The organism is Bordetella sp. BOR01 (genome assembly GCF_019218885.1).
Lineage (GTDB): Bacteria > Pseudomonadota > Gammaproteobacteria > Burkholderiales > Burkholderiaceae_B > Bordetella_A.
Genome location: NZ_JAHUWT010000001.1, coordinates 19,948 through 32,591, shown reverse-complemented (window position 1 = coordinate 32,591; position 12,644 = coordinate 19,948). Strand labels below are relative to the sequence as shown.

General features: G+C 65.2%; 10 protein-coding genes. 2 read left to right on the top strand and 8 right to left on the bottom strand.

Going from position 1 to position 12,644, the window contains the following annotated elements; translation table 11 throughout:
* Positions 1–2: 2 nt before the first annotated feature.
* Positions 3–1,478 carry a magnesium transporter gene (gene mgtE, locus KW845_RS00140; protein WP_218367177.1) on the top strand — a complete coding sequence of 492 codons (1,476 nt, stop codon included), beginning with the start codon at positions 3–5 and terminating at the stop codon, positions 1,476–1,478.
* A 43-nt stretch (positions 1,479–1,521) separates the two neighbouring features.
* Here mgtE and KW845_RS00135 read toward each other — a convergent pair whose 3' ends face one another.
* The 4 genes from KW845_RS00135 to KW845_RS00120 all read right to left on the bottom strand — a co-directional run bounded on the left by KW845_RS00135 (position 1,522) and on the right by KW845_RS00120 (position 7,513).
* Complete coding sequence (locus KW845_RS00135; protein WP_218367176.1) at positions 1,522–2,784, bottom strand: D-amino acid dehydrogenase; 1,263 nt, start codon at positions 2,782–2,784, stop codon at positions 1,522–1,524.
* Positions 2,785–2,885: 101 nt separating this feature from the next.
* On the bottom strand, positions 2,886–3,605 hold the full coding sequence (locus KW845_RS00130) for a VOC family protein (RefSeq protein ID WP_218367175.1): 720 nt from the start codon (positions 3,603–3,605) through the stop codon (positions 2,886–2,888).
* A gap of 5 nt (positions 3,606–3,610) precedes the next feature.
* Complete coding sequence (gene secA / locus KW845_RS00125; protein ID WP_218367174.1) at positions 3,611–6,358, bottom strand: preprotein translocase subunit SecA; 2,748 nt, start codon at positions 6,356–6,358, stop codon at positions 3,611–3,613.
* Between the two features lie 165 nt (positions 6,359–6,523).
* Positions 6,524–7,513: a M23 family metallopeptidase gene (locus tag KW845_RS00120; protein WP_218368552.1), complete on the bottom strand. Its 990-nt coding sequence runs from the start codon at positions 7,511–7,513 to the stop codon at positions 6,524–6,526.
* A gap of 42 nt (positions 7,514–7,555) precedes the next feature.
* On the opposite strand from KW845_RS00120, the gene KW845_RS00115 reads away from it, so the two are divergent.
* Positions 7,556–8,044: a flagellar hook-length control protein FliK gene (locus KW845_RS00115; protein ID WP_218367173.1), complete on the top strand. Its 489-nt coding sequence runs from the start codon at positions 7,556–7,558 to the stop codon at positions 8,042–8,044.
* A gap of 11 nt (positions 8,045–8,055) precedes the next feature.
* Here the strand turns inward: KW845_RS00115 and lpxC are convergent, their stop codons facing one another.
* The 4 genes from lpxC to KW845_RS00095 form a co-directional block, all read right to left on the bottom strand.
* On the bottom strand, positions 8,056–8,979 hold the full coding sequence (lpxC, locus tag KW845_RS00110; RefSeq protein WP_218367172.1) for a UDP-3-O-acyl-N-acetylglucosamine deacetylase: 924 nt from the start codon (positions 8,977–8,979) through the stop codon (positions 8,056–8,058).
* Between the two features lie 231 nt (positions 8,980–9,210).
* Positions 9,211–10,392: a cell division protein FtsZ gene (gene ftsZ, locus KW845_RS00105; protein ID WP_218367171.1), complete on the bottom strand. Its 1,182-nt coding sequence runs from the start codon at positions 10,390–10,392 to the stop codon at positions 9,211–9,213.
* 186 nt (positions 10,393–10,578) lie between these two features.
* Positions 10,579–11,805, bottom strand: a complete 1,227-nt coding sequence (gene ftsA / locus KW845_RS00100; protein ID WP_218367170.1) for a cell division protein FtsA — start codon at positions 11,803–11,805, stop codon at positions 10,579–10,581.
* A 4-nt stretch (positions 11,806–11,809) separates the two neighbouring features.
* A complete protein-coding gene (locus KW845_RS00095; RefSeq protein ID WP_218367169.1) occupies positions 11,810–12,634 on the bottom strand; it encodes a cell division protein FtsQ/DivIB in 825 nt (274 codons plus the stop codon).
* Positions 12,635–12,644 lie beyond the last annotated feature (10 nt).

The window sequence follows — 12,644 nt, the reverse complement described above, 5'->3', positions numbered from 1 at the left end:
GTATGACGCAGCAGCCCGCCGCCGCGACCAAGCCGCCCGCGACGCCCCGCCGGCTAGATCCTGAAGACGCCCAGCACGCGCTGGCCGAAGTCCAGGAACGCCTGCGCCGCCAGCAATTGGTCGAAGACCTGGTCCACCGGCAGGAACAAGGCGACAGCAAGGCCTCGCTGGTCGAAGACCTGGTACACCGCCAGCATGAGGCCGAGCTCAAGTCACTGGTCGATGCGCTGCACCCGGCCGACATCGCCTTCATTCTCGAATCGCTGCCCAAAGACGAACGCCAGGCAGTCTGGCGCCTGGTCAGCCCCGAGCACGATGCCGACGTACTGCTCGAAGTCGAGGACTGGGTCCGCGAATCGCTCATCGAAGCGATGGACCGCCAAGACCTGGTCGCGGCCACCGGCAACATGGATGCCGACGAGCTGGCCGACTTGGCCCCCGACCTGCCGCCCGACGTGGTGGCCGAAGTCCAGAAAGGCCTGACCGAAGAAGAGCGCGCGCAACTGCTCGAAGCCATGGGCTACCCCGAAGACAGCGTGGGCGCCATCATGGACTTCGAAATGGTGCGCGTGCGCGAAGACGTCACGCTGGAAGTCGTCCTGCGCTATCTGCGCCGCCTGCACGAATTGCCCGACCACACCGACCAGGTCTTCGTGGTCGACCGGCAAGACAAGCTGCAAGGCGTACTGCCGCTGTCGAAACTGCTGGTCAGCGAACCGGAAACCGAAGTGCGTGCCGTGATGAGCACCGATTTCCTGACGCTCAATCCGCTGGACTCCGACGCCGACGCGGCCGGCGCGTTCGAGCGCTACGACCTGGTGTCGGCGCCGGTCATGGACGACCAGGGCCGGCTTATCGGCCGGGTCACTATTGCCGACGTGGTCGACGTCATGCGCGAAGACTCGCAGGAACAGGCCCTGTCGCGGGCAGGTCTGCAAGAAGAAGACATCTTCGCCCCCGTGGCCATGGCGCTGCGCAACCGCGCGCCCTGGCTGCTGTTCAATCTTTGCACTGCGGCCACGGCCTCGTTCGTGGCCTCGCGCTTCGAGGACACTGTCAGCCACATCGTGATCCTGGCGTTCCTGATGTCCATCGTGGCCGGCATCGGCGGCAATTCCGGCAACCAGACCATGACCATGATCATCCGCGCGCTGGCGGTGGGCCGCATCACCGGCCGCAACCTGTGGCAATTGGTCAAGCGCGAAATGCTCGTCACCCTGCTGGTCGGCCTGTGCGGCAGCGTCGTGGCAGCCCTGTTCGCGTGGGGCATATCCCATTCGCTGGCGATTGCGGTGGTCATGATGGCCGCCATGATCTGCAACATGCTGGTAGGCGCGTCGGTCGGCGTGCTGGTGCCCATGGTGCGGGCTCGTTTCGGCAAAGACCCGGCCATCGGCTCGTCGGTGCTGCTTACCTTTGCCACCGATTCGCTGGGCTTTTTCATCTTCCTGGGCCTGGCTACCATCTTCCTGCTTTAGCGCCGCATGGCATTTTCCCGATGGCGGCCGGCCGCCATGGCGCTCAGCTAAAGCGCTCGGCGGTCAGGCCGTCCAGATCGACTTCCGGTGCGCGGCCGGCAACGATATCGGCCACGATCTTGCCGGTTCCGCATGCCTGCGTCCAGCCATTGGAGCCGTGCCCACAGTCCAGGTACAAGTTGGCGTAGCGTGTCTTGCCCAGGATGGCCGGGCCGTCGGGTGTCATGGGCCGCAGGCCCGCCCAGGGCTGCGCGTCGTCCAGTCCTATGCCCCGGGGAAACCACTCGCGCACCACGTCTTTCAGGAAAGCGACGCGCGCAGGGTCGACCGCCAGCCCGTAGCCCTTCAGTTCTGCCATGCCGGCGGCGCGTATGCGCCCGCCCAGACGCGAGATCATGACTTTGTTGTACTCGTCCATGATGGCCACGCGCGGCGCACAGGCAGGATCATCGACGCGGGCGGTAATCGAATAACCCTTCAGGGGGTACACAGGAAGCGCCAGGCCCAGCGGACGCAGCAGGAACGGCGCCTGCGGCCCCAGGGCCACCACATAGGCATCGGCCGCTACCAGGCCGGCCTGGCCCGCGAGCTGCGCGCCCTGGATGCGGTCGCCCGCAAGCACCAGCGCGCGCACCTGCGTACCGTAGCGAAACGACACGCCCTGCCCGGCCAGATAGGTGGCCAACCCGGTAGCGAACTTGTGGCTGTCGCCCGAACCGTCAAGGGGCAGGTACAGCGCCCCCGCGATCGGCGCACGAGAGGCGGCCAGGGCAGGCTCCAGGCGGCGCGCGCCGGTATTGTCCAGCAGTTGCCAGGGCACTTCGTATTCGTCCAGGGCCTGCGTGATGGCCGCCACCGCCTTCAAATCAGCTTCGCTGCGAAAGACCTGCAAGGTGCCGTCCTGGTGGTAGTCGAAATCCACGGGCAGGCCGGAACCGGCCAGTTCGCGCAGGCAGGCATCGCTGTAGTGCGCCACCCGCTGCATGCGCAGCTTGTTGGCCCGAAAGCGTTCGGCATTGCAATTGCCCAGCCAGCGCGCCAGCCAGGCCAGCTTGCGCGGACTGGGCGATAGCGAAAACCGGATCGGTGCCTGGCGCTGCAAGGCCATTTTCAGTACCTTGCCGATCATGCCGGGCGCGGCCCAGGGGCCGGCAAAACTGGGACACAGGCCGCCCGCGTTGCCAAAGCTGGTTTCAAGCGCCGGCCCGGGCTGGCGTTCAAGCACGGTGACCTCGTGGCCGTCGCGCCACAAGTAATAGGCCGCGGCAATGCCGGCTACCCCTGCCCCCAGTACTGCGACTTTCATGTCCGCCCCTTGGCCCCTCATGCTTGCACGGCTGAGCGCGCATCATGGCCGTTGCCCACCGGGCTGCACAGAGCCTGGCACGGCGGCGCCGGCTGCTACAGCTACAAGCCCGTATCCAGCGCGTAATGCGCGCCGTCGCGGTTCTCGAGCACCAGGGCCGACAATGCCGGCTGCACGGCACCGGCGTCAGGCGCCACATGCAGCTGCAAATTGCCCAGCGACAAGCGCCAGCCATCTTCCGCCGGCTCGGCAACGATGTCGGCCACTGCGCCCAATTGCTGCGCGACCGCACGCGCGTCGGCGGCACGGACCTCGATGCGATGTATGCGCTGCGCCCCATTGGGATGCGCCATCAGCGCCGGCGCCCAGATGCACTCGGGCGTCAGGTGGCGGCAGAAATACATGCGGATGCCCGGCACGGGTTGCCGGGAAAACCGCACGGTGTGAAAACGCGCCTGCACTTCGCGGCCGTCGAGCTGCGCGGCACGGGTCAGTTCCTGCACCGGATTGACGGCAAAACCGGCATCACCCAAACGTCGATAGGTGCCTTCGGCGTCATGGGTGCGAAACACCAGGGCTTCCAGGCCAAAAGGCGAATCGGCGATCTCTTTGCGGGCAGGCGGTGCGCCCGGCGGCCATCCCAGCAGCTCGATATAGGTGCTGTCCAGCACGACCAGGCGGTTGCACGACCCCAGGTTGTGCACGGCCTTGTCGCTCAGGTGAAAGCCTTGCCGCTCGAAATGCGGCGCCACCTCGTCAAGCCGATCGCGCACCATGACCACGGCATGGTCGAATTCGGTGCGGTCGGCGCTATGCAGCATCGGGGTCAGGCCAGCTTGCCGTGGCAAAGCTTGTATTTCTTGCCGCTACCGCAGGGGCATGGGTCGTTGCGGCCGACCTTGGGCACGAAATTGCGCACCGGCTGCTGCGCGGCGGGTTGTGCGTCGTTGTCGGTGCCGGCCAAGGCCTCGTCATAGTCGGAATGGTGATACTGCACGTTTTGCACGTGCGGCTGGCTGGCCTCGGCCTCGGCTGCCTGCTCGACCTGCTCGGCCGACTGCACGCGCACCGTCATCAGCACGCGCACGACGTCGTCGCGGATGCGATCGAGCATGCCCGAGAACAACTCGAACGCCTCGCGCTTGTATTCCTGCTTGGGGTTCTTCTGCGCATAGCCGCGCAGGTGGATGCCCTGGCGCAGGTAATCGAGCGCCGACAGATGCTCGCGCCAGTGGGTATCGATGGCCTGCAGCATGATCGAGCGCTCGAACTGCGCCCAGGGCTCGTCGCCCACCTGGGCAACCTTGCCGGTATAGACGCCGCGCACGGCTTCCTGCACGCGCGCCAGCACGTCGTCGTCGGTAAGGCTGGATTCTTTTTCCAGCATGTCGGTCAGCGGCAACTGGATCTGCCAGTCGGCGGCCAGGGCTTGTTCCAGGCCCGCGGCATCCCATTGCTCTTCGACCGAGTCGGCCGGAATGTGCTGGCGTACCAAGTCGGTGGCTGCGGCTTCGCACAGGCCCTCGACCGCGGCACGAATGGACGAGGCCTCGAGGACTTCGTTGCGCTGTGCGTACAACACCTTGCGCTGGTCGTTGGCGACGTCGTCGTATTCGAGCAGTTGCTTGCGAATATCGAAGTTGCGGCCTTCGACCTTGCGCTGCGCGGTCTCGATGGAACGCGTGACCATGCCCGCCTCGATGGGCTCGCCCTCGGGCAGCTTCAGGCGTTCCATGATGGCGCGCACGCGGTCGCCGGCGAAGATGCGCATCAGCGAATCTTCCAGCGACAGGTAGAAGCGCGACGACCCCGGGTCGCCCTGGCGGCCGGCCCGGCCGCGCAACTGGTTATCGATACGGCGCGACTCATGGCGTTCGGTGCCGATGATGCGCAGGCCGCCCGCCACCTTCACTTGTTCGTTGGCGGGCTTCCAGTCGGCCCGCACCTTCTCGATGCGGGCATCCTTGTCGGCGTCGGACAGCGACTCGTCGGCACGGATCAGGTCGATCTGCTTGTCCACGCTGCCGCCCAGCACGATGTCGGTACCGCGGCCGGCCATGTTGGTGGCAATGGTGATATGGCCAGGCTTGCCGGCCTCGGCCACGATCTCGGCTTCGCGCGCATGCTGCTTGGCATTGAGCACTTCGTGCGGCAGCTTGGCCTGCTTCAGCAGCCCGGCCAGCAGTTCGGAGTTCTCGATGCTGGTGGTGCCCACCAGCACCGGTTGCCCGCGCTCGTGGCAGTCGCGGATATCGCCCAGGATGGCGTTGTACTTTTCCTGGGCCGTCTTGAAGACCTGGTCGTTCTGGTCCTTGCGAACCATCGGCTTGTTGGTCGGGATGATGACGGTTTCCAGGCTGTAGATTTCCTGGAACTCGTAGGCTTCGGTATCGGCCGTGCCGGTCATGCCCGACAGCTTGTCGTACATGCGGAAGTAGTTCTGGAACGTGATGGATGCCAGCGTCTGGTTTTCGTGCTGGATCTTCACGCCTTCCTTGGCCTCGACTGCCTGGTGCAGGCCGTCGGACCAGCGGCGGCCCACCATCAGGCGCCCGGTGAATTCGTCGACGATGACCACTTCGCCGTCTTGCACGACGTATTGCTGGTCGCGGAAGAACAGCGTGTTGGCGCGCAGCGCCACCATCAAATGGTGCATCAGCGCGATATGGCGCGGGTCGTACAGTGATTCGCCTTCAGGCAGGATGCCCTGCTGGCTAAGAATGCGCTCGGCGTTCTCGTGGCCCCGTTCGGACAGGAATACCTGCTGGGATTTCTCGTCGACCCAGTAGTCGCCTTCGGGCTCGGGCTCGTGCGGCTTGGGCTCGGACGCCATGCGCGTCAGCAGCGGCGGCACGGCATTCATGCGCACGTAGAGTTCGGTGTGGTCTTCGGCCTGGCCCGAGATGATCAGCGGCGTGCGGGCCTCGTCGATCAGGATCGAGTCCACTTCGTCGACAATGGCGTACGACAGCATGCGTTGGCGCCGGTCCTCGACGCGGTATTCCATGTTGTCGCGCAGGTAGTCGAACCCGAATTCGTTATTGGTGCCGTAGGTGATGTCGGCAGCGTAGGCGGCGATTTTCTCGTCGTTGGGCTGCTGCGGCACGACCACGCCGGTGCTCATGCCCAGGAACCGGTACAGGCGGCCCATCCATTCGGCATCGCGGCGGGCCAGGTAATCGTTGACCGTAACCACATGCACGCCCTTGCCGGCGATGGCATTCAGGTATACGGCCAGCGTGGCCATCAGGGTCTTGCCCTCGCCGGTGCGCATTTCGGCGATCTTGCCGTTGTGCAGCGCAATACCGCCCAGCAACTGCACATCGAAGTGGCGCATGCCGAACACGCGCTTGCCGGCCTCGCGAACCACGGCAAAGGCTTCAGGCAACAGGTCGTCGAGCGAACTGCCTTCCGCATGGCGGGTGCGGAATTCCTCGGTCTTGGCCGACAATTCCTGGTCGGAAAGCGCGGCAACCTTGGATTCCAGCGAGTTGATCTGGGTAACCAGCTTGCGATACTGCTTAAGCAACCGGTCGTTGCGGCTGCCTATGAGTTTTTTGAGCAGAGAAACCATGCGTGTCGGTGGCGGCCCCGGTGGCGCCCCGACCCCGTGGGGCTGGGCTCCGCCCGGGGCGGAATTTTATTGGGTTGAGCGAGGCAAGCCCGCTGGGAAACAATCGAGTTTAACGCACCTGCGCCCCGGCGACCCGGCAAGCCGCAAAAGGAGATGCGCGCATTCCTAGCGGGTAACCGGCTGGCTGGCAGCGACAGCGGCGGCAGGCGCCTGCGCAACCACCGGCGGGCGCGCATCGGGCGACTGCAGGAACAGGCGGGGGTCGAGCGGCTGCCCGGCCAGGCGGACTTCGAAGTGCAGGTGCGGGCCGGTAGACTGCCCCGTCGAGCCGACCCGGGCGATTTCCTGGCCGCGCCCGACCAGATCGCCGGGCTTGACCAGCAGTTTCGAGGCATGGGCATAGCGGGTGATCAGCCCGTCGCCGTGGTCGATCTCGACCGTATTGCCGTAGCCGGCCAGGTAGCTGGCTTCCAGCACGACACCGCCCGAGGCGGCCATGATGGGGGTGCCTGACGGGGCGGCGAAATCCAGGCCCTCGTGCATGGCATAGCGGTGGGTGACCGGGTTGCGCCGCCAGCCGTATGAAGAGCTCAGGAAGGGATAATCCGAGACCGGCATGGTCGAGGGCAGGCGGGCCTGGTCGGCCGAGCGGCGCGTCAGTGCCACATCCAGCATGCGCAGATTGTCGGTTTGCTGTGCCAGGCGGGCTTGCAGTTCATCGAGCTGGCGGCCCAGTTCTTCGGCAGACTCGGCCGACGGCGGCTGGCGATCGGTGAACAGATTGTCCATCACCTGGCCAGCCTGGGCCGGGGCATTGATCTCGGCAGCCAATTCGGGGTCGGTATAGGCCACGCCCGCCACCTGTGCCACGCGCCGGCCCAGGCCATCGATACCCACCAGCTTGGCCTGCATCTCGCCCACCTTGGCGGCCAGCAGGCCGACATTCTCGCGCAGGAAGGCGGCTTCGCGGGCCGGTTCGGTGTCTTGGGCGTAGGTGGCCCAGTCGACGGAATACGAGGGCGGCGCAACAGGAGTAAGGTAGCGTTGTATGGTGGCGCCAACCAGTGCCGCCGTAGCCAGCACGGCCGCCAGTACCAGGGCCAGGCCCGTGCCGTTCAGCAGCACCTGGCCGGACTGCCCGTCGCGGGCGTGCATAATCACGATTTTCAAGGTACGTATCCTGTTATTCGAGCCGGCATGAACAAACCTGCCTCATACCGCTTCCGTTCTGCCAGCCGGCGGGGAGAAAACACCGCGCTGGGATGGCTGGGTCATGATGCGCGCGGCGCCGGCGTACTGGCGACTGCACGCACGCATCTTCAAATACAACATGCTGTGGCCGCCGTGCTGCCACCGGCGCTGGGCGCCGTGTGCGTGGTGGCCAAACTGGAAAGCCAGCGGCTGCAACTGGCAGTGCCCAGCGCCGCGCATGCAGCCAAGCTGCGCCAGCTGGCCCCGCGCATCGCACAGACACTCTGCGCCCAAGGCTGGAACCTTAACGAAATTGCCGTCAGGGTTCAAGCGGGAATGCCCAAACCTGGCGCAAAACAGCCCCGCCCCCCCAAAGAGGCCGAGCCCCTCGGCGACACGGCGCTGGGCGCGTTCGAGCAATTGCGCGGAACATTGCGGCCGGGACCGCTGGCCGATGCGGTGGCCAAGCTGCTGGCGCACCACAAAAGCCGCTAGCCGGCCTTACCTTAGGCCAGCTTCCATTCGTGGCGGAACGCCTGCGGAGCGGCTGCCTGCGACTCGTACGTGACCATTTCCCAGGCATCGCGCTGGGCCAGCAGCGCGCGCGCCAACTGATTGTTCAACCCGTGGCCCGACTTGCATGCCACGTAGCGGGCCACCAGGGGCTTGCCCAGCAAGTACAGGTCGCCGATGGCGTCAAGGATCTTGTGCTTGACGAACTCGTCGTCGTAACGCAGGCCATCGCTATTGAGCACCCGGTATTCGTCCATGACGATAGCGTTGTCCAGGCTGCCGCCGCGGGCCAGGCCCATGGAACGCAGTGCCTCGACCTCGTTGACAAAACCGAAGGTGCGCGCGCGAGCGATTTCGCGCACGTATGAATGAGTGGCGAAGTCGATTTCGGCGAAGTTCGCGGTGGAATCGATGGCCGGATGGCGGAAGTCGATGGAGAATGCCAGCGAGAATCCTTCATGCGGCTCCAGGCGCGCCCATTTCAGGCCGCGGCCCTCGCCCTCGCGGACTTCGATGGGCTTGAGCACCTTGATGAATTGCTTGGGTGCGTTCTGTTCGACGATGCCGGCCGAGCGCAGCAGGTACACGAACGTGGCCGCACTGCCGTCCATGATGGGGACTTCTTCGGCCGTAAGATCGACGTGCAGGTTGTCGATACCCAGGCCCGCCAATGCGGACATCAGGTGTTCGACCGTGGAAACCCGTACATCGCCCTGTTGCAGCACCGAGGCCATGCGGGTGTCGCCCACGCCGACGGCCTGGGCAGGCAGGTCGACGACCTGCGGCAGGTCGACGCGATGGAAAACGATGCCGGTATTTGCTTCAGCAGGACGCAGGGTGAGCTCGACCCGACGCCCCGAGTGGACGCCTACGCCGGTGGTACGGACGAGATTCTGGATGCTGCGCTGTCGAAACATGGGATCTGTGCTGTAAGCCAAGTGCCGGCAAAAACCAATGAAATCACCGGCATAAGTACGTATTGTAACCTCGCCGGAACGCTCGGCACCATGGGCGCGTAACATTTACCGACAAATGCGTCCCCTTTTTGGGCGGCGCACGCATGCGCCGCCCCGCGCCCGGCCCGCCTTGGGGGAAGACGGGCCGGCGCCGAGGGAGTCGGGCCGGTTCCCCGGCCCGGTACAGCTACATCAATCCGCTTGCTTGCGCAGGAAAGCGGGGATATCGAAGTGATCCATACCCGAGCTTTCCAGCGCGCGCACCTGGGCCGACGCCTGCGTGCGCGGATTGCGCATCACCGACGGCATGTCCAGATTGCGGTAGTCGCCCTGCTGGCCGGCCATCCCGCCCATGGGCAGGTTGTCGGTACCGGTGCGCAGCCCTTCGGCGACATTCTGCACCAACTGCGGACGCACGGCATTGCGGCCCAGGCCGGTAGCCACCACCGTCACGCGCAGGTTGTCGCCCATCGCTTCGTCGTAGGCCGTGCCGAAGATCACGGTGGCGTCTTCCGAAGCGTAGCTGCGGATCGTTTCCATGATTTCGCGCGTTTCGCGCATCTTCAGCGTGCGGCTGGCGGTGATATTGACCAGCACGCCGCGAGCGCCGTTCAGGTCCACGCCTTCCAGCAGCGGGCAGGCGATGGCCTGTTCGGCCGCCACCCGGGCGCGGTCGGCGCCGCCGGCGGTTGCCGTGCCCATCATGGCCTGGCCCTGCTCGCCCATGATTGTCTTGACGTCTTCGAAGTCGACGTTGACATTGCCTTCGACGTTGATGATTTCGGCGATACCGGCGCATGCATTGTGCAGGATATCGTCGGCAGACCTGAAGCAGTCTTCCTGCGTCGCGTCCTCGTCCATCAGCTCATACAGGTTCTCATTGAGCACCACGATAAGCGAATGCACGTGCTTGGCCAGTTCGCCAATACCGTCCTCGGCCATCTTCAGGCGCTTGTTGCCTTCGAAGGTGAACGGCTTGGTGACCACGCCAACGGTGAGGATGCCCAATTCCTTGGCAACCTCGGCCACGACGGGGCCCGCGCCCGTGCCCGTACCGCCGCCCATGCCGGCCGTAATGAACACCATATGCGCGCCGGTCAGGGCCGACCGGATTTCCTCGCGGGCGGTTTCGGCCGATGCGCGGCCTTGCTCGGGCTTGGCCCCGGCACCCAGGCCGGTACGGCCCAGGCGGATCTGCACCGGGGCATTGGTCGCCGCCAGCGCCTGCGCGTCAGTGTTGGCGCAGATGAAATCCACGCCATTGACGCCGTTACGGATCATGTGCGCGACGGCATTGCCGCCGGCGCCACCAACACCCACGACCTTGATAACGGTCCCTTTGGTGTTGTTCTCAAGCATCTCAAAGTTCATCATGATGACTCCCTCACAAGTCTGAATTTGCAAATCACAAAAATTCCCCAACAACCTATCTTTTGTGAATCGCCTCAAAGTCGACGCCGGCCGTATGGTCCGCAACGAGTTTGAAGCGTCTCCCCTTTCGGCCCGCCCCGCCCTGTCGGGCGGCACGGGCCAGGAGCAGGCCCCAGTCTGCCCCTGCGATCAATTCATGAACCATTCCTTCATGCGGGCCAGCAGCGTCTTGAAACTGCCGGTCTGCGCGGCCACCTTGCGGCCCCTCACGCGCTGCATGCGCGCTTCCAGCAACAAGCCCATCACCGTCGAGAAGCGCGGATTGCGCATCACGTCGGACAGGCTGCCTTCGTACTCGGGTACCGCCACGCGCACCGGCTTCAGGAACACGTCTTCGGCCAGTTCGATCATGCCGGGCAACTGCGCTGTGCCGCCGGTCAGTACCACGCCCGAGGCCAGCAGGTCTTCGTAGCCCGAATCCCGCACCACTTGCTGCACCAGCGAAAACAATTCTTCGACGCGCGGCTCGATCACCGCCCCGAGTGCCTGGCGCTTGACCTGGCGCGGGCCGCGGTCGCCCAGGCCGGGCACCTCGACCGTTTCGTCGGCGCGCGCCAGCACCTGCTTGGCCACGCCATAGCGCAGCTTGATCTCCTCGGCATCCGGCGTGGGCGTGCGCAGCATGGCCGCGATGTCGTTGGTGATCTGGTCGCCGGCGATCGGCAGCACCGCCGTGTGGCGAATCGCGCCGCCGGTGAAGATGGCCACGTCGGTGGTGCCACCGCCGATGTCCACCAGCACTACGCCCAGTTCCTTCTCGTCGGCCGTCAGGCACGACAGGCTGGAGGCCAGCGGCTGCAGGATCAAGTCCTGCACTTCCAGTCCGCAGCGACGCACGCACTTGACGATGTTCTGCGCCGCGCTGACCGCCCCGGTCACAATGTGCACACGCACTTCCAGGCGCAGGCCGCTCATGCCGATGGGCTCGCGGATATCCTCCTGGCCATCGACGATGAATTCCTGCGTCAGCACATGCAGCACCTGCTGGTCGGTGGGAATGTTGACGGCCTTGGCGGTCTCGATCACACGCGCCACGTCGGTGGCAGTGACTTCCTTGTCTTTCACGGCGACCATGCCGCTGGAATTGAAGCTGCGGATGTGGCTGCCGGCGATGCCGGTATACACATCGCGGATCTTGCAATCCGCCATCAGCTCGGCTTCTTCGAGCGCACGCTGGATGGAATTGACAGTGGTCTCGATATTGACGACCACCCCCTTGCGCATCCCGCGCGATTCGTGCTGGCCCAGGCCCAGCACTTCGAAGCGCCCCTCCGGCAGGATTTCGGCGACCACGGCCACCACCTTGCTGGTGCCGATATCGAGGGCGACGATGAGGTCCTTGATGTCACGGGTCATGGCGTTAACGCTTCTTCGAAGATGTGGATGGAGATTTCGATTTGGAATGCCCTTCCGGCAACGGCGCCAGGGCCAGGGCAAATCCGTTCGGGTAACGCAGGTCGGCCTGCGTGACGCTGCGGCCTTCCAGACGGCTGGTTACCGCTGGCCAGGCTTGCACGAATCGCTGGATGCGTGCAGCGAACGGCAACGCACCCGGCAATCCGTGCGGGTCGGGTGCATCTGCCCCCGGATCGCGGCCCAGGTCGAGCACCATGTCGTTGGACAGCGTGGCCTTCCACGCGTAGCGCGGGCTCAAGTCCAGTTCGCGCACGTGCAAGTCCAACGGCGCGAACCAGCGCGCCAGCTCTGCGTAGCGCTGCACCACCAATCCCTCGGACCCTTCGGGGCCCGAGAACTGCGGCAACGTGGAATCGTCGTCCAGCTCGCCGGTATTGGCCGTGAAAGCCTCGCCCCAGGTGTTGATCATCTGGTTCTCGTTCCACAGCGCGAGCGGCTGCTGCTCTTCGATGCGCACGCGCAGCGTGTCGGGCCAGATGCGCCGGATAGAGGCGCGCCGCACCCAAGGTACCGACTCGAATACCTCGCGCGCCTGATCCAGATCGACCGTGAAAAAATTGCCCTGGAAGCGTCGCGCAATCACTGCGCGCACGGCCTCGGGCGACACGTAGCGCAAGTCGGTATCGGGCGCCGCCTCGAGCTCGATGGCCGACAGCGTGAAATACGGGCGATGCGCCACCCACGCTACGCCAGCGGCAAGCATGGCCACCACCGCCAGCACGGCCAGCGTGTTGGCGATCAGGTTGGTGGTGCGAGCATCGTTCCACACGGATCGTTCC